The organism is Shimazuella alba, from assembly GCF_009831235.1.
Classification (GTDB): domain Bacteria; phylum Bacillota; class Bacilli; order Thermoactinomycetales; family Thermoactinomycetaceae; genus Shimazuella; species Shimazuella alba.
In genome coordinates this window covers 17,682-42,819 of sequence record NZ_WUUL01000017.1, presented here as the reverse complement: position 1 = coordinate 42,819, position 25,138 = coordinate 17,682, and the positions used below count along the sequence as shown (strand labels likewise).

General features: G+C 39.3%; 20 protein-coding genes, 1 tRNA gene and 2 pseudogenes. 10 read left to right on the top strand and 13 right to left on the bottom strand.

Annotation, left to right across the window (positions count from 1 at the left end):
* Nucleotides 1-32: 32 nt before the first annotated feature.
* The 5 genes from GSM42_RS18515 to GSM42_RS18495 all read left to right on the top strand — a co-directional run bounded on the left by GSM42_RS18515 (nucleotide 33) and on the right by GSM42_RS18495 (nucleotide 4,347).
* Nucleotides 33-458, top strand: coding sequence for a hypothetical protein (locus GSM42_RS18515; protein WP_160803032.1), 426 nt, complete (start codon nucleotides 33-35; stop codon nucleotides 456-458).
* Between the two features lie 374 nt (nucleotides 459-832).
* Nucleotides 833-1,525 carry a YndJ family transporter gene (locus GSM42_RS18510; RefSeq protein WP_160803031.1) on the top strand — a complete coding sequence of 231 codons (693 nt, stop codon included), beginning with the start codon at nucleotides 833-835 and terminating at the stop codon, nucleotides 1,523-1,525.
* Nucleotides 1,509-2,465, top strand: a complete 957-nt coding sequence (locus tag GSM42_RS18505) for a hypothetical protein (RefSeq protein WP_160803030.1) — start codon at nucleotides 1,509-1,511, stop codon at nucleotides 2,463-2,465. Before GSM42_RS18510 ends, GSM42_RS18505 begins: the two co-directional genes overlap by 17 nt.
* Nucleotides 2,466-2,629: 164 nt before the next feature.
* Nucleotides 2,630-3,220, top strand: a complete 591-nt coding sequence (locus tag GSM42_RS18500; RefSeq protein WP_160803029.1) for a TetR/AcrR family transcriptional regulator — start codon at nucleotides 2,630-2,632, stop codon at nucleotides 3,218-3,220.
* Between the two features lie 71 nt (nucleotides 3,221-3,291).
* Nucleotides 3,292-4,347 (top strand): WD40/YVTN/BNR-like repeat-containing protein, encoded by a 1,056-nt coding sequence (locus GSM42_RS18495; protein ID WP_160803028.1) that lies wholly within the window; start codon nucleotides 3,292-3,294, stop codon nucleotides 4,345-4,347.
* Between the two features lie 383 nt (nucleotides 4,348-4,730).
* On the opposite strand, the gene GSM42_RS18490 is transcribed toward GSM42_RS18495, so the two are convergent.
* From GSM42_RS18490 to GSM42_RS18475, 4 genes are all read right to left on the bottom strand, one after another.
* Nucleotides 4,731-5,972, bottom strand: coding sequence for an MFS transporter (locus GSM42_RS18490; RefSeq protein WP_160803060.1), 1,242 nt, complete (start codon nucleotides 5,970-5,972; stop codon nucleotides 4,731-4,733).
* Between the two features lie 249 nt (nucleotides 5,973-6,221).
* Entirely contained in the window at nucleotides 6,222-6,362 is a 141-nt protein-coding gene (locus tag GSM42_RS18485) for a hypothetical protein (protein ID WP_160803027.1), read from the bottom strand.
* A 424-nt stretch (nucleotides 6,363-6,786) separates the two neighbouring features.
* Nucleotides 6,787-7,149, bottom strand: a complete 363-nt coding sequence (locus tag GSM42_RS18480; protein ID WP_160803026.1) for a hypothetical protein — start codon at nucleotides 7,147-7,149, stop codon at nucleotides 6,787-6,789.
* 803 nt (nucleotides 7,150-7,952) lie between these two features.
* Nucleotides 7,953-9,167, bottom strand: coding sequence for a GTP-binding protein (locus GSM42_RS18475; RefSeq protein ID WP_160803025.1), 1,215 nt, complete (start codon nucleotides 9,165-9,167; stop codon nucleotides 7,953-7,955).
* A gap of 309 nt (nucleotides 9,168-9,476) precedes the next feature.
* On the opposite strand from GSM42_RS18475, the pseudogene GSM42_RS21475 reads away from it, so the two are divergent.
* Nucleotides 9,477-9,867: pseudogene (locus GSM42_RS21475) on the top strand (winged helix-turn-helix transcriptional regulator).
* 833 nt (nucleotides 9,868-10,700) lie between these two features.
* Entirely contained in the window at nucleotides 10,701-10,943 is a 243-nt protein-coding gene (locus GSM42_RS18465) for a hypothetical protein (protein WP_160803024.1), read from the top strand.
* A 601-nt stretch (nucleotides 10,944-11,544) separates the two neighbouring features.
* Here GSM42_RS18465 and GSM42_RS18460 read toward each other — a convergent pair.
* Nucleotides 11,545-11,907, bottom strand: coding sequence for a hypothetical protein (locus GSM42_RS18460; RefSeq protein WP_160803023.1), 363 nt, complete (start codon nucleotides 11,905-11,907; stop codon nucleotides 11,545-11,547).
* A gap of 77 nt (nucleotides 11,908-11,984) precedes the next feature.
* Here GSM42_RS18460 and GSM42_RS18455 point away from each other — a divergent pair, with 77 nt between their 5' ends.
* Entirely contained in the window at nucleotides 11,985-12,293 is a 309-nt protein-coding gene (locus GSM42_RS18455) for a hypothetical protein (RefSeq protein ID WP_160803022.1), read from the top strand.
* Nucleotides 12,294-13,161: 868 nt separating this feature from the next.
* Nucleotides 13,162-14,436: a BclA C-terminal domain-containing protein gene (locus GSM42_RS18450; RefSeq protein WP_237446702.1), complete on the top strand. Its 1,275-nt coding sequence runs from the start codon at nucleotides 13,162-13,164 to the stop codon at nucleotides 14,434-14,436.
* Between the two features lie 173 nt (nucleotides 14,437-14,609).
* Here the strand turns inward: GSM42_RS18450 and GSM42_RS18445 are convergent.
* Nucleotides 14,610-14,685: transfer RNA gene (locus tag GSM42_RS18445), tRNA-Ala, on the bottom strand.
* Nucleotides 14,686-15,334: 649 nt separating this feature from the next.
* Between GSM42_RS18445 and GSM42_RS18440 the strand changes: the two genes are divergently transcribed.
* Entirely contained in the window at nucleotides 15,335-16,318 is a 984-nt protein-coding gene (locus tag GSM42_RS18440; protein WP_160803020.1) for an LPXTG cell wall anchor domain-containing protein, read from the top strand.
* Nucleotides 16,319-16,465: 147 nt separating this feature from the next.
* On the opposite strand, the gene rnr is transcribed toward GSM42_RS18440, so the two are convergent.
* The 7 genes and pseudogenes from rnr to gpmI all read right to left on the bottom strand — a co-directional run bounded on the left by rnr (nucleotide 16,466) and on the right by gpmI (nucleotide 25,135).
* Nucleotides 16,466-18,790, bottom strand: coding sequence for a ribonuclease R (gene rnr / locus GSM42_RS18435; RefSeq protein WP_160803019.1), 2,325 nt, complete (start codon nucleotides 18,788-18,790; stop codon nucleotides 16,466-16,468).
* A gap of 5 nt (nucleotides 18,791-18,795) precedes the next feature.
* Nucleotides 18,796-19,557 carry an alpha/beta hydrolase gene (locus GSM42_RS18430; protein ID WP_160803018.1) on the bottom strand — a complete coding sequence of 254 codons (762 nt, stop codon included), beginning with the start codon at nucleotides 19,555-19,557 and terminating at the stop codon, nucleotides 18,796-18,798.
* Between the two features lie 202 nt (nucleotides 19,558-19,759).
* Nucleotides 19,760-20,854 (bottom strand): annotated as a pseudogene (tnpB, locus tag GSM42_RS18425) (IS200/IS605 family element RNA-guided endonuclease TnpB); the annotation flags it as partial.
* A 304-nt stretch (nucleotides 20,855-21,158) separates the two neighbouring features.
* Nucleotides 21,159-21,551, bottom strand: a complete 393-nt coding sequence (locus GSM42_RS21470) for an RNA 2'-phosphotransferase (RefSeq protein ID WP_160803017.1) — start codon at nucleotides 21,549-21,551, stop codon at nucleotides 21,159-21,161.
* 488 nt (nucleotides 21,552-22,039) lie between these two features.
* Complete coding sequence (gene secG / locus GSM42_RS18415; protein ID WP_160803016.1) at nucleotides 22,040-22,273, bottom strand: preprotein translocase subunit SecG; 234 nt, start codon at nucleotides 22,271-22,273, stop codon at nucleotides 22,040-22,042.
* 36 nt (nucleotides 22,274-22,309) lie between these two features.
* Complete coding sequence (gene eno, locus GSM42_RS18410; protein WP_160803015.1) at nucleotides 22,310-23,593, bottom strand: phosphopyruvate hydratase; 1,284 nt, start codon at nucleotides 23,591-23,593, stop codon at nucleotides 22,310-22,312.
* A complete protein-coding gene (gene gpmI / locus GSM42_RS18405) occupies nucleotides 23,594-25,135 on the bottom strand; it encodes a 2,3-bisphosphoglycerate-independent phosphoglycerate mutase (protein ID WP_160803014.1) in 1,542 nt (513 codons plus the stop codon).
* Nucleotides 25,136-25,138: the final 3 nt, after the last annotated feature.

The following is a 25,138-nucleotide window of genomic DNA, read 5'->3' as shown; positions in this document are numbered from 1 at the left end:
GATATAATAGAAATAGTTAGAATGTTAAGGGGATGATAACCATCGCTAAGCGAAAAGAAAGACCTAAAGCAAAATTAACATTCGAAGAACTGTCATACCTGCAAAAACCAATCATAGAGTATATTGCATTTTTAACGAAGCATCTTCAGTTAATAGAAGATCATTCCATTAATGCTCAATCAGATCCACTGTATATCCAAACATTCAACGATCGACAAATGCTATATACGCTCTTAGACAAAATTCGTCTTGGTAAACTACAGGAAATAAACCCTTTTGAATATATGAGATTAGTAAAGTTAGTAGATGAGAAACTAGAAGTGATCGAATCTGAGACAGAGAAACTTTCTCTGGAGTCTTGCGTTGCAAAGAAATCCCGGTTGAAAAAAATCGAAAAAACATATGACAAATTAATCGATGAAGAAATCATGCTCACCGTTATTCAATCAAAATTATAACAACAATCAACCCTTATCCATCAATAACAAAAATGCGTTTCAAATACACCTTCCTTTAAAGGCTCCGTCCACCTACTTCGCTTAGGTGGACGAGTCCTAGGTAAACCCATCTACAGCAGGTAGTGGATCAAACCTACATGGTAGTGCCTACGGCTAGTAATCGTGTTTCTTGTAGATCTGGTACTTCCTACTTCGCAAGTTTCACTTTCAATTTCTTGGTTCCAATATCCACAACAAGAACAAAGCACAACTCCCTAAAAAGGTATATTTTATTAAAATTTTTTCGCTCTTCTTTAAGTTTTTTGTTTATTATATTTACTTGTATATTCTTTGTGGTACACTATTCAGAAAAGAGATAAGGACTTTTACAACAAATGAAAACTTCTTTTTCCAGAAATCTATGGATCTCTACTTTTTTATGGATTATCTGCATTTTGCTTGTGGATGGTCTGGAAAAGATACTATTGATCTCCATTTTTCTCTTCATACCAATACTACTCTCTCTCATCCCTACAATAAAGCGTGACGAGAGGAGTTCACGTTATCATGCTTTACTGTTAAATAGTCATCTTTATGTAACAGTAACAATAGGAATAACTCTATTATTTTCGGCAGGAAGCATCCTTTCGGGAATACTCTCCATACCATGGGCTGTCTATACACTAGGATTATTTGTTTATGGAATAAGGAGATTTATCGAGCGTGGTTGGTATATCATCGAGGAAAACGCAATTGATACTAGCTTTTTATATATACTTTTAGGCGGAGTTTCACTCAGTGTATATTGTTTTACCAGTGATAAAATAATTAGTCACCATCTTCTTATGACCACGATTCATTTTTATTTTACTGCTGTCCTGTCAACACTTTTTGTCGGATTAGCCGGACGTGCCATTCCTATTGATCGAAAAATAGGACATTCTTACCGGTGGACAGTTAGAGGTATAATCATTAGTCCTCTTATCATTGGAATTGGTATTCTTACTGATCCTTGGGTTCAAAAAGCTGGACTCTGGATCTACACTATATGCATCATTATGTATAGTTATTTTGTTTTTTACATATAGAAAAAAGAATACTGTCACCAACCTTTGTATACAACTATCTGCTGTTGTGATAGTTATAACGACTGTATTATCTGTTATACAGGGCATACTCCAATTACAGAAACTCGCTTGGATAAACGCTGAACAATGGATCTGGTATCATGAAATCCCATTAGCTATTGGATTTGTATCAGGAATTTTTGGTTGGTATTTTCAAAAACCGACAGAAAAAAATAATATATATCAACTTCCTCAAATTAATATAAATGGCGATAGATATATTGGGAAAGATTTCTTACAACGAAATGGATATGAAGATCCAAAAGTATCCCATGTAGGTATCATGTATAATCTGGATCAGTTTGCACGAGCCGACTTTATCCCAAATCTACTACATCCAAAAGTAAGATCTTTTTTTGAAAATACTTCATTATACGATGTTGCGATTCAGGCTCGTTGGACAAAAGCTGCTTGGCTCTTTGAAAAATTACATAGAATTTGGACAAACATATTACAACAAACCAACGTTCCCTCTCCAGGTGGAGCGATAATACCATTGAACAGTGAAATCATCAGTGTGATCAATAAAGAGCAATATTGGAACAAAAAACTACACGCTTGGGTACTAAGTTATCAAGATTCAGATGATACATTTGTTGTTGGTATATATTCTGATCATAAGCATAACAACGAACGTTATTTAAATATCACTTTCCCAATAAACAAATCAAATCGAGCAACCTTCTTTCGACTCGAACATGGCGTAGATGGATCTTTGCAATTAACTTCTATACCAAGAAGGGGCGGCATGGGTGATGAAGGAAACTTTCTCATGCTTAAAAATTTTTCCATACGCTTGCCTTTAAATGAACATTTTTACATTTGGGTCGATGAATATGGCAGATTACAAGTTACCCACCGTTTTTGGTTTTTTGGTAAGAATAGTCAATATAGAATATGAAATGATTGCAAAATAAAAGCTTTCTATCTGAACAAGAGACAACTAATTTACAAAGTTGTCTCTTGTTTTATAACCAATAATTATATAATCACTTGACTTTAATCTAAAATTCAAATAATATAACATTGTTATAAAAAATAACATCGTTATTAAGGAGACGAGTAATGGGCCACAAAGAACGTCGTTTACACCAACAATCCCTATTAAAAGAGCAGATAATGAATGCAGCTTTGGAAATAGCGGAAGCCAACGGATGGACATCCGTCAGTATGCGGAAAATCGCTGATCGGATAGAATATAGTACACAAAAAGTATACGAATTGTTTTCAAGTAAAGATGATTTAATTTTATCTTTGGTTCGAAAAGGCATTGCTCTTTTAACGAGAAACATGAAAGATCACAATCATGGGGAGAATCCTAAAGAATCTATTTATGCAATGATTAAATCATATTATAAGTTTGCATGGGAAAACAAAGCTCTCTACCGTATTATGTATGGACTTGACGGCGTTCCTTTTGGAGTGGAAGAAACTCAACCAAAGGGAATGGAGATAGGATATATCGTTTGTGAACTGTTACAGAAACAATTCCCCGATCTTTCCAACGAGGAAACATTTAATAAAGTCGGGATAATATGGGGTGCTATGCATGGTATCATTTCTCTTTCCATGGCTGGTCATATTTTGGGAGGTCAGGAAAAGGCAGAATTATTAATTGACCAATCGATTGAAACTGTATTGAAATCTCTTTCTTAAATAATCATTTGTTATTAAGGTACAGTAATTTTTGCATAAAAATCTTCCAAATATAGAGGAGAGTTAGAATTATGATTTTTTTCTCCATGCAAGATGAACTAGTTAAAGTGGATGAAGAACAGGGAAATACTAAAACAATCCTTAAAGGGTTAGAAGTTGTCAGTCTAACATATGACCCATTTGATACAAATCGATTGTACTGTGGAACATATGGCCGTGGCTTATGGAGAAGCTTAGATGCTGGGGAAAATTGGGAACCAATTGGGGCACCCCATGCTATGGAACCCTTGAGAGAGACCGTCATTCCCTATCCACATATTATGTCCTTAACAGTTAGCACGAAAAAGTCAGAACAAGGTTATGGTGTGGTTTACGCAGGAACGGAGCCAAGTGCTATTTTCTATTCAGAAGATGGTGGGGACACTTGGCAAGAATTCAAAGGGATTCAAAACCTACCGTCCAGACTGCTTTGGAGTTATCCTCCTCGACCTCATACGCATCACGTTCGCTGGATCGAGGCCGATCCGGTAAATTCAAGTCAACTGTTTGCTGCTATTGAGTTCGGTGCCTTCTTACGAAGTCTTGATGGCGGCGAACATTGGGAAGACAGGAAATTTAATGGTCCTTTAGACACGCATACTTTTGCAGTTCATTCCAAAGCACCAGGACGGATTTATGTAGCAGCAGGAGATGGATTCCATCAGCCTGGACGCGGCTATGCAGAGAGTCGGGATGCTGGTGCAACTTGGTTTTATCCAAACGAAGGTCTCCATCATCAATATCTATATACGCTAGCTGTAGATTCCGGAAATCCTGACATTTTGCTTGTTGGTGCGGCAGAAAATCCTGTACAAGCCCATGCTCCATTTCAAGCTAATACAACGATCTATCGAAAAAAAGGAGAACAACCATGGGAAGTAGTAACCAATGGACTTCCTTCATCAGATGGGACGCTAATTCCAACTTTAGCAGCTCATCCATCTAAAGCAGGCGTATTTTTTGCCCTAAGCAATAAAGGATTGTTTCGTTCTCAGGATACGGGTCAAACATGGATTAAGTTAGATGTCTCTTGGAACGAAAAATTTAACCACCAACATCCTCTTGTTTTAGTCGTTACACCTTTATAAGAAGGATGTTGAAAGAAAGACTAATCTCTCACTTAAGAGATTGGTCTTCTGATTTCTTACGGCCCATTTTCCCAATAATCGATCATTTCATATTAATAGACCTCCCTCACCTTAGCTCACGCTTTAAGATGGGGGTTTCTTACTAACAAATTTCACGTAACAAAGGGTTTCCTTGAACATTCGATATCACAGATTGGATCTCCCTTCTCCCTTATATGGACTGAGGAGGACGGAATCCAATTTAAAAACAGACACCTAAGATGAGATACCCCAATGGTTAATACAATCAAGAAAATATCTGCATCCAGTAGTTTATGAATCACATAATTCTATTATGGTACAAACTCACTCATTACAACTAACCTAATCAGCGCATCCTGCAGTTAATCTATCATACCTTCATTCCTAGACTCCTTTATATTTGACTTTCCAGCTTCTATCAACGTTTTATCACCAAGTAAGAAGATCCCTTGAATGAACAATAACAACCCAGTACCTATCAGTAAAATTTCGATGGAAATGATATCTGCTATCGGACCGAAAATTAGCATCCCCAAAGGCATCATCGAGCTAGAAATCATTCCTATGACACCAAATACTCTTCCTAAAAAATCTTCCTCTACTTTTTCTTGGATTAAAACATTTGATGGTGTACTAAAGAAGGGCATCGCTACACCTATTAAACCCATGAATACTAAATAAATCCAAAAAATAGGGATGACTCCGAGTGCAAAAGTACTAATTCCAAATACCATCGTCGAAAGAACCATCGTATGAACTTTATTCTTAAGGCCTTCCCAAGAAGCTATCAAAAGTCCACCCAGCATCATTCCGATCGAGAAAGTAATTTCTATGGCTGTTAAACGCCATACGTCTTCTCCAAAGCTACGAGTAACCTGCAGAGGAGTCAAAAATGCTGCAGGTGCAACTAGTACAAAATACAAAGAGAAAAACAGAAAGAATCGCTTCAAAAAGAGGTGATCTTTAATATAGTGAAACCCCTTTTGTAAATCATCGAAATAACTGATGGATTGATCTTGCGCCGCTTTTGCATGTACTGGAATAGACAAAAATTTAAATAGAATAAAAACAGCGATTGTTGCCGTGATCACATCTATCAGCAATATCATCTCAATGGACACAAAACCCAAAAGTGCACCACTTGCTATTGGAGCTAAAAGCATAATAAGTGCTTGAATACTCCCATTTGTACCACTGACCTTTGTGAGTTTATCTTCTGGCACTAGTTGCGGCAAAATGGCTCCAACTGCTGGCGTCTGGACTCCTGCCCCAAGTGCACGAACAGCAGATATGACAAAGAGAAGCCAAAAATGATCATACCCAAGAAAAAATAGAATAGCTAAAATCAGTGTTGCTAACGCAATCAAGGAATCGGATAAGACAATCAAAATTTTCCGATTATATCGGTCTGCCCATACTCCTGCAAATGGGGATAATAGAAAAGTAGGCAAAAAACCACAAAGAATATAGATTGTCATCATCACACCCGATTGCGTCTTTAGTGTGATATGCCACATGATTGCATACTGCACTAAAGAAGAACCAAACAGTGATATCGTCTGACTTCCTAAAAAAAGTATAATATTTCTCTTCCAATTTTCCATTGTATCTTTATTTGTTCTATTCAGCTTAAACACGTCCTCTTCTACTTGACCACTGAATTTCATACAGCAACTAATTTGATGACACGAACACTGTATATTTTAATATTTATTCTGATCATAGCTGTGAGCTATGCCTACCAGACAGCGGAGCTAAGCTTAATAACGATTTGTTGAAAATTTAGTCAATTTAACTTCCCATATGATAATCGTAAAAAAACACTTTTTCAGAGAGAATTGGATTTGAATATCCTAGTGTTTTGTAAATAAGTTATAAAACCAGTTAATATCCTCATAAAATCCGATCGAAAACTGCTTCAGACTGTCAAAAATGGTTTCGCATCCAAATTCTATCCTAATAGCGGCTTTTGTGACAACATTATCGTCTTTCATATTTGCCCTCCTTTTGAATGGATGGGATTAAAATAGAATGTTTTTATACTATTTAAACCTTAAAGTATAAAAATAGGCATACAATTATTTAACACAATTTTTTTTGATAAAGCAATAGATTTTAAGAAATTACTACCACTCTAGAATACACTGCAATTTTTTATATTTGTATAGGAAACAAAGCGATGCTAGATAAGCCTTATTTTCAATAAGTCATAGTAGTCGATTTTTACTGTTATTGAATTTTCTTGCTTTATAAGAGTCGAGCTTGAGGGAGGTACGTTTATGAGTATAGCCTATCCATTGCGAAAGTAGCATAATTTAAAAAACAAGCCTAGCTAGGCTTGTTTGGTGTGCGTATTTTCTAGAATTGGGTGGTGTGAAACAACTTGTGCTCCACACCAGGGTCCCGCTGTTCGATCTCTCACTGCGCCCAGCGAAGAGGCAGGGAATCTACCAGCTTGTACCCAAGAACGAGGGTCTGGTCGAATGCGGCACCGAGGAAGTTGGGATGCATGGCAACCGATTCTTCCTCATGAGAGAGGGAAGTAGTAGCCGCGCTCTCCTCGACGAAGATAGTGATGCAGTTCAAGAACTTCTTGTGCTTCCTCTCCTCGTCCTCAAGTCGCATGCTGCGCTTGGTGGATGAGGGGGTGAACATCCGGAGTTCGGGGTTGTAAGTGGCTCCGTACAGAGAGTAGGACTTCCCCTTGGTCCGATCGCCAGGAACGCCGAAGCGAAGCTGGAAGTTGTTCTCTCCTGGAAGACGAGAAACGCCAACCTGCATGTCTTTCTCCTAGTATGAGAGATGTACATCGGGCTTTGTATTTTCATCATACGGTATTCCTATTGCTTTGTAAATTTTAATCATTATCAGGAATTGTTTGTGGATAATCTATTTTTCCTTAGCTTGATGGCTATGGGGAAAACCCCGCATTTTTGTGAGTAAAATTAGGCGACCGTTTGAACCATAGGATTCAAATGGTCGCAATGCTCTTAATAGAGAACTAAAGCAGGGTTCTACACTTAGGAGTTGCGGCGTCCGCTTCCGCCTCCGAGGATGTAGAAGAAAAGAGCGAGAGCGGCACATGCAGCAGCGCCTTCGGGGTGTTCCTTAGCCCGCAACCACAATCCCGATGATGAGGGGCATAAACGGGTTCTTCATTGTCTGCTCTCCTTGGAGATCGACCTGCGTTTATACTAATCATAACATTGATTCTTATTATTAGGTACATCTCATTCATAGACTTTTGTAATCCTCTAAGAGGGCCTTTTATAATATTTCGATGTAGTAAATTTTTACTTTGCGATTTATGGTAGAGCTCTACTGGCCATTCCTATCAAGTTAAGATTAGTGAATGGTAGAAACAAATTATTATGTCTATAGGTTATTGCATAAATAAAGCTTAACGTGTTATGAAGTCGCTTGATGCTTCCATTTTCCGCGTCTGCCGCCCCTAACCGACAAAGAACGCTTCATCCGTGAGCATCTTCGCTTTTGTATGGAACAATGCAACAAGCTCATCTATGAACATCAAACAAGCCTAGCTCAATGGTCACTGGTTCATTAGTGTGAGGATTGAAAAGTACTCAAGAAACAACGTTTTCCTCTATCCGCTGTTCCTCACTTGGTAATGGATCATGAAAAGTTCTCCATTCTTGTTTCATTTCCTCATCTGTTAATAGCAGTTGATCTAACTGCGCCTTCACTTTCTCTTGATCCATATCTACGCCTATTAAAACAAATTCATTTTTTCTATCTCCATATGGTTCATTCCACGTTTCTAATAGTTCGGGATCTTCCTTTTTGTACCACTCTTGTTCCTCTAATGGCAAAGCAGCTATCCAATGTGATAATGGTCCTAGTTGAATGGATGGACCCGCTTGACTGAGTAGAAAAGCAAATTCATTTCGTGTTGCAATCCAAACAATCCCTTTCGCACGCACGATAGATTCAGGCCAGTTGGAAAACCAATCCATCATTCGAGCTGGATGAAAAGGGCGTCTTTGACGATAAACCATCGAAGATATACCATATTCATCCGTTTCAGGGGTATGTTCTGTTTTGTTTAGTTCTTGAATCCAACCAGCGGAAAGACTAGCCTCCTCAAAATGAAAACGATTCGTATTTAAGATTTGATTCGAGTCAACTTTCCCATATATGCTGTGAATGATTTGTGCTTTCGGTTGAATTTTACGAATCACACCTTCTAATTTTTTCAACTCCGATTCACTGATTAAATCACATTTATTCAGTATCAAAACATCACAAAATTCAATCTGATCAATAAGTAAATCTACAACATCACGATGATCTTCTGCATCTAATCCTTGCTTCCTATCTACTAATGTTTCCCCAGAAGAGAAATCGTGCCAAAACCGATAAGCATCAACAACAGTAACCATCGTATCCAAACGACAAAACTGACTCAGATCTATTCCCAGCTCTTCATCAACATAGGAAAAGGTTTGTGCGACAGGGATAGGTTCACTAATACCTGTAGATTCAATTAAGATATAATCAAAACTTCCATCCTTTGCTAGTCGTTCTACTTCCAATAGTAGATCCTCCCGTAGAGTACAACAAATACACCCATTTGACATCTCAACGAGTTTCTCTTCTGTTCGAGATAGATTCGCTTCTTGATTCACTAATCTCCCATCAATATTAATCTCACTCATATCATTTACGATTACAGCTACTTTTTTACCTTCGCGATTGTTTAAAACATGATTTAAAATAGTAGTTTTCCCTGAACCTAGATACCCACTTAGAACCGTTACTGGTATTTTCCTTTGTATCATTTGTGCTCCTCCTCAAATCGTATAACCCACTTATATCGTAATTGTTCTTATTTGTAAACAAAAATATCTAGCCTCATCTGGGAAAGCGAATATATTAAAATCACTAATACCAAGCTATAAAATCTAATTAATCACAAAGAAATCGCATGATTTTTTAAAAACTCGCTATAAAAACAGATCCAAATTCGTCTTATCATTGTGATAACGACAATACATTAAATAGGAATTATTATTATTTACAGAGCGTATCCTACAACTTTTTTAAAGTAATGGATCAGATCAAAGAACAAACACTATGAAGAAAATACTATGACTCGATTTAAATTTCAATCAGAAACGCCTCCCCCAGAACTCGAAGAAATATGTTCTTTAACACTTACTCAAAATGTAATAGCTAGGAGATGGAAAATCATTATTTTATGACAACTAAGTAAGCAAACAAGAAGGTCTTACGAACTTCAAAAACTGCTACCGGGCATTTCAAAAAGAATATTGACAAAACAACTGAGAGAATTGGAAGAGGATGAAATGATTCACCGAGAAGTTTTTAAAGAAGTTAAAGTTCCTCCTAAAGTAGAATATTCTCTAACCTCACAAGGAAAAGTTTTATCCCAACTCTAGACATAATATGAAAGAGTGGGGTAGCAAATATATGGAGAAAAAACAAAAGGAACAAGAATACTCCACACCAAATCAATAAAAAATTGAAAATCTTCGCCAGCTCGAAGATTAAATTTTTGACAGCTTCTTTCTCTTTTTTGGCAACCGATACAGATAGCCAACCTCCCACAGGAGATAATAAACCTTATGTAATAAAATGCTCTAGTAAATTAAGTAATAACAATGCTATTTGCTAACTTTTTATAAAGGATAAACAAAACGCAAGTAATTAAGTACTTATCATTACATCGTGTTACTATTAGGCGTTATATAATGGCTAACTATAACGTTAATACAAGTGGTGTATGTACCATATACCACCATGGGTACTAGAAAGTGTAGAGGTTTCGCATACCCGTTGTGCTAGTTTAGGTCTCTATCCCTAATACCCTGCGAATTTTCTTAACATCATGTTTCTCAATAATTACACAAATCACTTCATAATTAGTTTTTATTTAACTTACTTCAATGCTTTTCGGCTAACTCCAAACCGAAATTCACCATCCACTTAGCTAACACTTGAAGCGGGAGTACTCTTTTGGAAAGATCGATAGATAACTAATAGCTGCGTCTAAGAGTATTGTTATGGATGATATTTATTGCAGAGGATAGCGAAGAAGAGTATTAAACATAGCAAGCAGAGAAGTTTTATACCGGCAGGCTGAAAGCTTGCTAACTGTTACTTAATACGGTGTTACAAGTTGTATTATTATTGTTAAAATGCTTTTCAAACATTAGAGAAACGCACGCTATCCCAAATGGACTGATCCGCCTTTAACACGCTAAACCAATCATCTCATCAATATTTTGTTGAAATAAAATTATAGAAATATTAAGATAAAGTTGTCAATTACAACCCTACAGGAGGTTCCTATGCAGAAGATCGCAACTCTTACTTATCCTGTTCCTGCCAACTCTGCTTCGTTCTCCTACCTGAACGGACATCTCCGCTTCGTAGACGCAATGGGTGTGCAACAGGAGGTTGACATGGTGAAGGCAGTCCCCGACTCGATGGGGGATTCATTCCACTACTGGGATCAGTTGGGCAACAAGTACACCGTCACCACGACCGGACAGGTAACGGTAATCCACGCTCCTGGCTCCACCAAGCGATAACAGTTAAGCAGAGCCCACAGGGCAACCCCTGTAGATGTGCTCTACACGGAGTACACCTGAACAAACGCTTCTAAGAAACGGTTGTTCAGGCTAGATAATAATTTTTTTCACATAAATTTGATGTTATAGTGCCAGTAATTAACGAAAATATAATCCCCAGTCACAGTAGAAAAATATCGCTGAGGAACTATAATCTTTCAGCGAATTTTTAATACCCTTAGCCGACGTTTCTCTAAATTTAATGTACCATAGTGATATCAGAAGTTTCGAGCGTTGTAAAATCATTAAACTTCGCACCTCGTTTTAAATGCTTGTTAGCGGTATCCGGTGACAAACCAGAAGTTTTATGACTATCGTCAACAAAAGTATTGATGCTATGTTTCACATGAACATTACGCAAATAAGATATAAATTCTCTTATGGTTTAAACGTTTAATACACGTAATGAAACGTTTATTATATCGGTCACCTTAACGAAATCAATAAACTTATTAACCGCTAAACGCTTGTTCGTTAACGCCCCTTTACTCGTCCCTTCCGCTTGTTTACCGAATATATAAAGCTCTAGTAAATCAAGTATATTTGAAAGTTCTCCATTAGCTCAACTTAAAACACGCTCTAATTTCGCCCGTCCTCGTTTCCTCATTCGAGGTCGTGGTTTAAATCCTGTATTTCTTTTCAATACACCTGCTACTTTTTCTGTTGGTGACAAGCAATATTCATACAGTGAAAGTTCGCCCTTCACCAACATAACTGCATCTAGCCAAACATCTAGCCAAACATATTCTTTCAAAAGATAATCTTTATGAAAGGCAGCAAAATGCCCTCCAACAATAATAAAGACATTAGGATAGTTTTCTTTTATCTTTTCGCCAAGAATAACCAATTCCTTTACTGAAGTAACAAAAGGAGAAAAGCCCACAATCATATGTGAATTACGAACTCTGCTTTCTTGAAGAATCATCCAACATTGTTCCACATTCAAATTGTTGGCATATGCATGTAGCATGGGTGTGCGAATATCATGGAAAGATATCGACTTTGAAAGCAAAACTGCGAGCATACGCAAAAACCTTTGTTACGATAAATGGAAAACTGGTTCTCCAAGACCCAAAAACAAAAGGAAGCCAACGTTCTGTTTCTTTAACTCATACAGCTACAGAAGCATTAAAAAAACACAGAATTAAACAATACGAGCAAAAGTTAGAAATTGGCGAGAATTATCAAGATCAAGATTTGATTATTGCTACACGATTCGGGACTCCTATCGGACCTAGAAATCTACTGCGGAGCTTTTATCATATCATCGAACAAAATCACCTTACAAAAATTAGATTTCATGAATGTTAAAACAAGGAGAACATCCAAAAATTGTATCGGAGCGTTTGGGTCATGCAAACACAAGAATTACAATGGACATTTACAGCCATGTCCTACCTAATATGCAACAAGAGGGCAGTAGACAGATTTGAAGAAACCTTCCTCAAAATGAAGCCTTCTAACCAAAAAAACACTTTAGTTGAATAAAGGTTAGAAAAATGTTAGAAGTCCGCTCGTTTTCCTCATTATCTCTCTTTCCGTACATACGAAAACCCCTTGATACACAAGGGGTTTGGGTGGTGGAGTATAGTGGGATCGAACCGCTGACCTCTACACTGCCAGTGGAGCGAAGGGTAAGCCTCCCGTGATTATTCCGTTATGTAAACGCCATAAACATGTTATTTAGGATTAATTTTCTTAATTATATTCATAGAATACGTTATCAAACGATGAATGTACAATAACACTAACGATAAAAATAGAGCGATCGGTTGATTCGCCTCCTTACATTCGTGTTCAAAACATGTCTCCATCGTGTCTAAATAAAGAAATACACAAAAAATATACATCATTAATCATAGCATCATAATCAACATATGTAATCCAGTATCCTCTTTTATCCTAATGACCACAACATGTGATAAATAATTGAGTTTATTGTTTCTCTAATTGATAGAAAAGAACAGCTAACCTGTATCAGTGTCTTGCTATGGAGATAAATAGAAACAAACACACCCGTGCGTTGCATGTGAGAAGAGGTTTGGAAAGCTATATAGACAAACATGGAGATGAACTCATTTCCACTTAAATATAGGAATTAGTTGATACCGATTTAAGAACAGTTTACATAATGTATTGTATTGATATTTTTGAATTTTATTTATTGGGGGGGCAAGAAATGTTTTCTAAAGGACATAAAAGGGGCTTACCCTCAATCAGAAAACCTTCGGGTAAATCCATAAAGAAAAATCCACCTAATTGTAGGAAGAAAAAACGAAAGAAAAAATATCATCGGTGTGGTTGTGATCCTCATGTAATTGTAAAAAAAGGACCTACCGGTCCAACAGGGGCTACTGGACCGGTAGGTCCTCCTGGATCAGAAGGACCTAGAGGAAGGAGAGGAAAAGAAGGAGATGATGGTCCTAGAGGTCCTAGAGGTTTTCCAGGTATAGTTGGACCTATTGGTCCAACTGGAGCGACTGGTATTGGTGTTCCAGGTCCGACAGGTCCCACCGGCCCTACTGGTCCTGGAATTGGAGCGACGGGTCCAACAGGAGGAACTGGTGTAACCGGAACTACAGGTGCCACAGGTGCTACGGGTGCTACGGGTGATGTAGGCGCTACGGGTGCCACGGGTGCTACCGGTGCCACAGGTGATGCAGGTGCTACGGGTGATGCAGGCGCTACGGGTGCCACAGGTGCCACAGGTGATGCAGGTGCTACGGGTGATGCAGGCGCTACGGGTGCCACGGGTGCCACGGGTGCCACGGGTGCCACGGGTGATGCAGGCGCTACGGGTGCCACAGGTGATGCAGGTGCTACGGGTGATGCAGGCGCTACGGGTGCCACAGGTGATGCAGGCGCTACGGGTGCCACGGGTGCTACGGGTGATGCAGGCGCTACGGGCGCTACGGGTGCCACGGGTGCCACGGGTGCCACGGGTGCCACGGGTGCCACGGGTGATGCAGGCGCTACGGGTGCCACGGGTGATGCAGGCGCTACAGGTGCCACGGGTGCTACCGGTGCCACGGGTGCTACTGTGGGATTATCTCAATATGCCTATATCTATAATCTAAGTGCTCAAACGATAGCACTTGAAGCTCCTATCCTTTTTGATACGAATGGGTTAATTACACCTGGAATAACCCATACCCCTGGAACTGCCTCTATTTTAGTTACCACTGCTGGTGATTATGAGGTTACATTCTCAGTTTCAGGTGTAGAACCAAACCAATTTGCACTTTTTTTAAATGGCGCACCTGTTCCGGGAACAGTTTATGGTTCTGGGGCTGGCACTCAGCAAAATACCGGTCAAGTCTTATTAACGATAGCAGCAGGCGATGCTCTAACTCTCCACAATCACACTTCCGCTGCAGCAGTTACCCTTCAAACATTAGCTGGTGGAACACAGACAAACGTAAACGCTTCTATTGTCATAAAAAAATTAAACTAGAACTTATTTCAAAAAGCTCTCTAAGCAATCAAAACTAAAAATGAATAGACATGTAAACAATCTAGTGGAGTGATCGACCTGTTTCTACAAAAAATACACATAGACCGTTCGCATATCCAACTGATAATAAGCCTTTAAAATAGCGAAACCCCTTGTATACCAAGGGGTTTTAGTGGTGGAGTATAGCGGGATCGAACCGCTGACCTCTACACTGCCAGTGTAGCGCTCTCCCAGCTGAGCTAATACCCCGTATTTAAAAGATATAAACGATATTTCATACGCTACTTCACATTATATTTTACTTGAAAATAAATGTCAAAAATTAAATTATGTACAATCCCCAGCTAAATATGTACATAAAAGCTTTTATGACCAAATTTCAAAACTAAATCCATCCCTTCTCATCAACATATTGTCTTGAGTGCTTATGCTATTACTCATTAATGATTGGCATATCCATCTCAAGAATTGATCCTTTTGTAATTTAGATCCATCTGGAAATCATATGTATCTCCAATTTAGTTCGCAGAAGAAGAGACCAACTATTTCGATTCGACCGCGTCCTTTCTCTCTGTCTGACTACCCTTCCTATGCGACATGAGGATTGTTCTTTTGTTCTCATCCAAGAAATTTAATGAATAGTCCCTGCCTTTATTCCTTAAAAAGGAAAACAAGCACCACCAAGAACGAAATAAGTTTCTCTATTTTTAAGAATATAATTTTAATTAAAAAAATGAAAGAAGTCGATTTTTACACAATATCTATTGCTCTATATCAATAAATTACCAATGTTTATTTTCGAATTTTAATTGAATAACCTTTTTCAGAAAATATATAATCACAATATAAATATATATAAATTTATATATTTAATTATTATTCAGGAGGGAAGTATTTTATGAAACGCCTATTTATCTCTATTTTTACATTAGCTCTCATTCTGGCATTTTCACCTTTACATACTGTTGTAAATGCGGAAGAAAATCAAAAGAATGTAGAAGAAACAGTAAAAAATATCGAAACCCAAGTAAAAGACTCTGTTACTAACCCAGTGGCAGAAACAAAAATGGAAGTGCATCGCAAAAGTCAAAATCATGGTAACTACTATACCTTTACTGCTAAGCTCAAGGATGTAAAGGATGCAGAAGGTACCTGGACTCTCTTCGTTGATGGCACAAAGTATGATACCAAAAAAAGCAAGACACCTTCCACTTCTTTTATCTATAACTTATACGAAGAGTATAAGAAAAACGGTGAAACAAAAGGACATGACATCAAAATTGTTTTTGAAGGTAAAGTAGATGGCAAAGAAGGCATTGCAGTAGGAACTCAAACTATCGCAGATTTAACAGTTAATCATTCCCAAAATGGCGACAAAAATAAATTTACAGGTACTTTAACTAGCGGTAAAAGCGCAAAAGGTAACTGGGGAATTGCAATATCTGATGAAAAAGGCAAAAAAGTGTTTAAAAAGAAAGAAGTATACAATGTAAAAGGAACCAGCTTCTCTCATACCTTCACAGGACTTAAAGAAGGTTCCTACCTTGTTACATTTGCTTATGACGGAAATGTAGATGGGGAAGATACCGTTATTGTTAAGAAAGGAAAGCTCCAAATAACAAAAGAAAACAATGGCAATAATGATAACAATGATAATAATAATGACAATGGAGATGTAAAACCAACTCCAATCGATAATAATCCAAAACCAAATCCAACCCCACCAGTTGGTCAAGGTACAGTTGATCAAGTAATTGACAACACCCATAAAGGTGGAACACTACCTAAAACCGCTACCTCTAATCCAATTGGCATGGTAGCTGGACTTGGTCTTCTCGCACTTGGTGGTGCTGTACTAGGTTACCGACGATTTGTGAAGTAATAAGAATCATAAATAGATACACCTAAAAGCTTACTACTCGTGAAGAGCAGTAAGCTTTTTCTATCATACCAGTGCCCGTTTCTCTGATAGGAAATAACACCCTATACTCGGTTCCACTCTATTAGAAAATCACGAAAAAACGCTTGCCTAATTTACACCAGTTTTCCGCGGTTTCCTTTTTCTCCGTCTCTTGCGCGGTGATGATGGAGAATCGACCGTTTTATTAGCTTCTTTTTTCGTACCAGATGATTTTGGTTTACGAAGTGTAGATTTATTTGTCGGTTTCTTCCGAACAGGTTTCTTCTTTTTCTGCTCCTTTTGTGTCGTTGGGAGAGGAATATCTTGAGGTGTATGTTCTAAGAGCTCAAAGTCGATCTTTCGCTCTTCCATGTTTACACCACTTACTTTGATCTTCACTTTGTCTCCAATACGCAAAATACGACCTGTCCGTTCTCCGATTAAACAATAATACTTCTCTTCGTAACGGTAGTAATCATCATTCAAGAAACTAACATGAACCAATCCTTCAATGGTATTTTCCAACTCCACAAAAATACCGAAGCTAGTTACTCCACTGATGGTCCCATCATACTCTTCTCCTACATGCTCAGTCATATACTCTGCTTGTTTGAGATCGTCGGTTTCACGTTCTGCGTCAACTGCCACACGTTCACGAACAGATGATTGTTCCGATGCATCTGAAAGGAATAACTGTAATTGCTCCATTCTATCAGGCGATAGTGACCCTTCATTGTATATTTCTCTCATTACTCGATGAATTAACAAGTCTGGATACCGCCGAATCGGAGAAGTAAAGTGGGAGTAAAAATTGGCAGCTAAACCAAAATGTCCGGCATTTTCGGTGGAATACTTTGCCTGTTTCATCGAACGAAGCATCACCGTACTGATTACCGTTTCCTCTGGTCTTCCACTTATTTTCAGAAGCAAATCCTGTAATGCACGAGGTTTTACTTTATCAGCTTTTCCTTTCATCCGGTACCCAAAAGTCGTGACAAATTGAAAGAAAGATTGTAGTTTTTCTGCATCAGGATTTTCGTGAATTCGATACACGAAAGGCACTTCCAAACGGTTGTAATGCTCTGCTACGGTTTCATTAGCAGAAAGCATAAATTCTTCAATCAGTCGTTCTGCGATGGACCTTGGTCGTTTGACAATATCAATCGGCTTTCCGCTTTCATCAACAACAATTTTCGCTTCAGTGAAGTTAAAATCAACTGCTCCACGACGAGTTCGTTTCGCTCTTAAGCGTTCTGCCAATTGTCCCATCAGTTCAAAATGAGGGATGAGTGGTTTGTAACGTTCTATTAGTTCTGCATCATGCTCTTCTAAGATTTTTTGTACATTGTTGTAGGTCATTCGTTCATTGGTGCAAATGACAGAAGGATAAATGTCGTATTGGACTATCTCTCCACGAGCATCTATTTCCATATCACAAGTCATCGTCAATCGATCCACTTGTGGATTTAAGCTACAAATACCATTGGATAATCTTTTTGGCAGCATCGGAATCACTCGATCTACTAAGTAAACACTACAACCACGTTCATATGCTTCTCGATCCAGTGCACTACCTTCTTTGACGTAATAACCAACATCCGCAATATGTACACCAAGCCGCGTATTTCCATTTGACAAAGGTTCCACCGAGACTGCATCATCAAGGTCTTTTGCGTCTTCGCCATCGATCGTCACCATCACACGCTCTCGAAGATCATGTCTGCCAATCAGATCTTGATCACAAATCATTTCACTGATTGCCTCCGCTTCTGCCTCTACTTCAGGTGGGAAATTTTCTGGTAACCCATGTTTACGAATAATCGAAACAATATCAACACCTGGATCGTTTTTGTTCCCGATAATCTCAATAATCTCGCCTTCGGCACTATTACGGTCAGATGGAAAATGGCTTAGTTTCACCACTACTTTTTGTCCATTTTCTGCTCCCATCCGATGTTCTGCTGGAATGAAAATATCCGCTGGCAGACGTCTGTCATCAGGTACGACAAAACCAAAATGTTCATTGATAGCACGAAAAACACCGACAACTTGAGAACGACCGCGTTTTACGATTCTTATGATTTCCCCTTCTGGTCGACGATCCTGTTTCTTTTTTTGAAAGATACGAACAAGGACGATGTCCCCATCCATCGCACTATTCATATCGCTAGAATGAATATAAATATCTTTTAAATCCCTTTTATCCGCGATAACAAAGGCAAATCCTTTTGCATTTCCTTGAACTTTTCCCCGAACTAGATTCATTCTATCTGGAGTACCATAGCTATTTTTTTTCGTTTTGACTACTTGTCCGCTCTCTTCTAATTCTTGCAATAGGCTTTTTAATTCTGTCTCATGAGCTTTTAAATCAAGCGCTTCCATGATTTCCGGAAAAGTTAGCGGCTTATATGCTTCTTGATTTAAAAACTGTAATAATTTTTGTGTGGTTAACAACCAAATTACTCCCTTTCAATAGAAGTACGCAAAACAAACTGCTCCACTTCTTGAAATAGCTTTCTTCTTTCTTTATCCACAGTGATAATATGGGATGAGTTTTCGTACCAAGTAAGGGTCTTATCAGCAGACGAAATACTATTGTAAATAATAGCGCCGCTACTTGGTGATACAGTCTCATCGTTTTTAGATTGTACAATTAAAGTCGGTATATGAATCTGATTTAATTTTTTGCGTACAAAACGAATTAAACGATTTAATTCAGCAACACTTTTTAGTGGTGTTCGGTCATAGGGGATAAGGTGCTGCTCTATATCCGGATGCTTCTGTTCACCTCTCAGGGAAAACGGCATAAACCAATGAATCAAGCGGACAAAATTAGCACGAAAATCTCTCACTTTGATAGGTGCACACATAGAAACCACTCCACTAATATTGGCTTGATGCTCATAAGCTAGTAGAAGCGCTAAAATGCCACCCATAGAAAGACCCGCAACATAAAGTTTTTCAATATCTGCTTTTTGGATATCTGCATAAGCAGCCTCTACATTTTTTACCCAGTCTTGCCAACTAGTACTTTGTAGGTCTTCTGGAGTAGTACCATGACCGGAAAGCAGTGGTGCAGAAACGGTAAACCCTTGTTTGTGAAGATAGTCACCCATCGGTCTTAATTCAGATGGTGTTCCAGTAAATCCATGTATGAGTAGGATACCCGTTTTTCCACCAGAATAAAAAAAAGGATCCGGGGAGCGTTTTATTATTTGCATCACATTCAGCTCCGATTTATAGTGAAAGCGACCCGTCATCCGAGTCGCTTTAGTAGTTTAAGATAGGAAAAGTGCTAGAAACTCTTATAAAATTATACCATGAGTGGAAACAAATCGCAAAAAACACACATTGACAACTCCACACGGCTAAAGCCGTGGGATTCTTGGGTAATCCTCGGTACTCCAAGGAAGTTTACCAAGCTTAAACCGTGAGCCCCACGGCAAGTAATCTTCTACCTTCTTGTAAAATGTTCTTTGCAGCATGGATATTTCGATCATAGTGCTCATTGCAATTGGGACATGTCCATGATCGCAACTGTAGATGCTTCACTTCTTGGTTTCGATGACCACAACCCGAACAAAGCTGACTGGAGGGAAAGGATTTTCCTACTTTCACCAATTTCCTTCCATACACTTTTGCTTTGTATTCCAACATCGAAACAAACTCCGACCAAGAAGCATCGGTGATCGATTTCGCCAGCTTTTGATTTTTCCGCATGTTCTTCACTTGCAAACTTTCGATATGGATGACTTGGTTTTCGTCCACCAGTTTCGTCGATCGTTTATGTAAAAAATCGTGGCGGGCATGGGTGATTTTTTCATGAATCCGAGCAAATTTGATGCGGGTTTTCTGCCAATTGAAGCCATCTTTTTTTCTTCGTGCCATTATTTGTTGCAGTTTTGCCAGCTTTTGTTCATAGTGGCGAAAAAATCGGTTCGGACTCCATTTCGTTCCATCATCGAAAATAGCAAAGTCTTTCAGCCCTAAATCGATGCCAACAGCTTCTTTTCTTGCGGGGATGGATCGCAAGTAGCATACCTCACAAAGAATGGATATGTTGTATTTTCCCGATGAGGTACGACGGATCGTGGCGGACAGAATACGACCACTTATTGCTCGCGATGGGACAAACTTTACCCAGCCTAATTTCGGCAATTTGATTTTGTTTCCGTCTATTTCAATGGTCGGTCTGCTATTTTTGGAATAGTTGCACTGACTGGTATATGCTTGTACCTGATTTTTTCTGCTTTTGAAACGCGGAGCATCGTTTTGCTTTTGGAAAAATCGCTGAAATGCATCAGCCAGATGTTTCAGTGTATTTTGCAAGGAAGTGGAATCCACTTCTTTCAACCAGGTTAACTCCCGCTTTTTCTCAGTTAGGACACGGGAGCAGGTGGAATAGGTCAGCCCTTGCCCCGTTTCTTGATACATGTTGTTCCATTCACCAAGAAAATGATTGAACACAAAACGGCTACAGCCGATGGATTTGTGATTGCCTGTGCTTTGGTCGGTCGAAGACGGAGGAAAATGCTATATGCATAGGATCACCTCCTAGTAGGAATTTTTCAAACATTATAGATCCCATGTTCGTACTTGTCAAGAAAATTCAAAAAATAGTCAGGCTCATGAGCGGAAACAAAGTTTAACCCCATCTATCTCGCTTTCATCCCACGATTTCAATCGTGGGTTTTCTCGCTCGCAATGTTATAATAAATTTGGGTGAGGTGACTGCAAAAGTCACCTCACGACTCAGGTTCCTAAGTCGGTTTTCTCTAATCATCGATCAGAGAAAGTACCCAACAGGTACATGATCGGTCAGTCATACGCCATTATCGGTGAGGAAAAATGCAAAACCATCCTCATGCATCCGCTTAGCGTCGATTTTCAAGCCGACAGGGTCACCGTGTCGGCTTCCTACGTCTGTTGCAGTATCGTAGCTGTCCGAGAGGTGCACATGCTGACGACTTTTCCTCACAATTCCCTTTGAGAGAATCGAGGCTACGAAGTCGCTCGCTGTTCCGTGAAAAAGAACAGGTGGTGGAGCTTTGGGCTCAAGGCCCAGTTCAACCGAAAGAGAGGCAGAGTGACCCTGACTAGCCCGAATCCGGTCTCCCTTCAGCTCAAAACGCTGCTTGTTGTTGCGGGACACCACTTCGTCTAGAATCCTGCTCAGCTCCATTGCGTTTCGCCCACGAAACGTCGGGCGGTGCATCACAAAAGCCTCGAGCACAGAACCGATCAGCGTCCATCCCTGATCTCCAGCTCAACACCAAACTGCTCAGGCTTGTGTCGAAGCCCCCAGGAAAACAGTTTGCTGATGTCAGCCACCTGCTCGTCTGAAAGAATCCATTCCTGTGTACGGGGAGACATTTCTCCTGCCTTTGAGTAGAGATTTTTCCTTACAATCAATATATCATAGAAAAAACTTTACAACGAATTCAGGTTAGTTGGAGTTATCAAAATATAAATAATTAATGAAAATTCCGTAAAATATATAGAAAGCAGATTTATTCCTCTATTTTTCACTTCTGGAAATGCAAGTGGTTTCTATTAATCAAAAAAGATATCATCTTTTTCTAGCATAAAAATCGAAGCAGGGACAGATTATAAATCTGTCCCTGCCTTTTAAAAAGACGCTTCTGCATAAATAGGCATCAAAAAGAAAAACAGCTGTATACACAGCTGTTCCTTGAAAATGGGTTACTTTATAAAATATCCAACGGCTAGAGCAAGAATCATGAAGAGTACTGCTAATACAACTGTTAGTCGTGACAACAGCAGATCAATTCCTCTAGCTTTTGCTTTACCCATGTTATGTTCAGCACCGCCACCAATTGCACCAGATAGACCAGCGCTTTTGCTCGACTGCATGAGGATTACAATAATGAGGCCAAGACTAACGATGCCAAACAAAATTTTCGTTGCAAGTATCATATAACAAACCTCCTCGCCTCATTCAATTTACCACATTTATTTCAGGTTGTAAAAAGCATTATCCCCCAAATAGCTTGCAGTGGAAGCAAGTTCATCTTCAATCCGCATCAATTGATTATATTTTGCCACACGATCCGTACGAGATGGTGCACCAGTCTTAATTTGGCCTGCACCTGTAGCAACAGCAATATCCGCAATAGTAGTATCTTCTGTCTCACCGGAACGATGTGAGATAACAGCAGTATACCCAGCTTGTTTTGCCATTTCGATCGCATCAAACGTTTCGGTTAAAGTACCAATTTGATTTACTTTTACCAAGATGGAGTTTCCAACACCACGTGCGATGCCGTCTGCAAGACGTACGGTATTGGTCACAAATAAGTCATCACCGACTAACTGTACCTTGTCCCCAAGACGTTCTGTGAGAAGTTTCCAACCATCCCAGTCATCTTCTGCTAGTCCATCTTCAATAGAGACGATCGGATATTTGGATACTAAATCTTCATAGAATGTGATCATTTCTTCTGGAGAACGAGTAATACCTTCCCCAGCAAAATGATAATTGCCATCTTGATAAATCTCAGTCGCTGCAACATCTAGTGCCAATTTGATTTCTGTACCTGGTTTGTATCCAGCTCGTTCGATTGCAGTCACAATGGTTTTGAGTGCTTCTTCATTGGACGAGAGATTAGGAGCAAATCCACCTTCGTCTCCAACAGCTGTCGAGAGCCCTTGTTCATTCAATACACTTTTCAGGGAATGGAAGATTTCTGCCCCCATACGGACTGCTTCACGAATATTACTAGCTCCAACTGGCATGACCATAAACTCTTGGATATCTATATTATTATCCGCATGAGCGCCACCGTTTAAAATGTTCATCATCGGTACTGGAAGCACTTTGGAGTTGAAACCTCCTAAGTAATTATAAAGCGGCACGCCTAAAGCATTTGCTGCAGCACGAGCGACAGCCATCGATACTCCTAAGATAGCATTTGCACCCAGACGTCCTTTGTTGGAGGTACCATCAAGCCCAATAAGAGCTTGGTCAATCATCAATTGATCCAATGCATCCATACCTTCTAACTCTTCAGCAATAATGCCATTGATATGGCGAATTGCTTGCAAAACACCCTTACCATTATAACGATCTTTTTCACCATCTCGAAGCTCTACAGCTTCATGTGCACCTGTAGATGCTCCAGAAGGAACGATTGCACGTCCTGCTACTCCAGACTCCAGTGTTACTTCAACTTCTACCGTTGGATTCCCTCTGGAATCCAGTACTTCACGACCATATACTGCTTCAATTGTAGTCATTTATGTAATACCTCCTAATCGCAAAGTTGTTCCTGTCATTTCATTCGGTTTTTCTACATCAAGTAAATCTAATATCGTTGGAGAAAGATCTGCTAACACGCCGTCTTCCCGAAGCTTCGTCTCAGGTAATGTCACAATACAAGGAACAGGGTTTGTTGTATGTGCTGTAAATGGATTTCCATTTTCATCAATTACCATATCAGAATTTCCATGGTCAGCAGTAATAATAGCTACACCATTCTTTGCAAGCAATGCATCTACAAGCTTGCCGAGACATTCATCGACAGTTTCAATCGCCTTTACTGTTGGCTCCATTTTACCCGAATGACCAACCATATCAGGATTGGCAAAGTTAAGAATGATCACATCAAAGTTTTCTTCGTTGATCTCTGTCAAAAGTGCATCCGTTACTTCATATGCACTCATCTCTGGCTTGAGGTCATATGTAGCCACTTTTGGGGAATTGATCAGTATACGTTTTTCACCAGGGAATGGATCTTCCCGCCCACCACTAAAGAAAAAAGTAACATGAGGATACTTTTCTGTCTCCGCAATTCGCAGTTGGCGCAATCCATTTTGAGACAATACTTCACCCAAAGTGTTATCCAAATTACTAGGTTTATAAGCTACAAAACCGCCAACTGTTTCGCTAAATTTCGTAATACAGACATAAAACAGATCATGTGGTGGATGCTCGCCACGGTCAAATCCACGGAAATCTGCATTGGTAAAAGCTTGGGAGATCTGAATCGCACGGTCTGGGCGAAAATTATAAAAGATTATAGCATCATCATTTTGTATAGTGCCTACTGGCTTACCTTGCTCATCTGCTATAACGGTCGGCATAACAAATTCATCGTAGATACTTTTTTCGTAGGACTCATGCACTGCTTGGATAGGGTCTTGATATGTTGGTCCTTTCCCATAAACCATTGCATTATAAGATTTTTCAGTGCGTTCCCAGCGTTTATCTCGATCCATTGCATAGTATCGACCTTGCAAGGTAGCAATCTTCCCTACACCTAATTCTTGCATTTTTGCTTGCAGTTGATGGATATATTTCACAGAACTATCTGGAGAAACATCTCTGCCATCTAAGAAAGCATGCACAAACACTTTTTCCAATTTTTCTTCTGCTGCCAGTTCCAGAAGAGCGAATAGATGCTCGATATGACTATGTACACCACCATCCGAAAGCAAACCATACAAATGAAGACTGCTATTGTGTTCTTTCACATGTTTCACAGCTTGGATAAATGTCTCATTGTGAAAAAAGGAGCCATCGTCAATTGCTTTGGTCAATCTAGTCAGATCTTGATATACAATACGCCCAGCACCGATGTTTAAGTGCCCTACCTCCGAGTTACCCATTTGCCCTTCAGGCAAGCCGACAGCATGTCCACTCGCTTGCAATGTAGTGTGCGGAAACTGACTCCAATATCGATCAAAGTTTGGTTTTTTCGCTGCTGCTACTGCATTTCCTTTGGTTTCTTGACGAAGACCAAAACCATCTAAAATGCAAAGCATAACTGGTTTATGCATGAT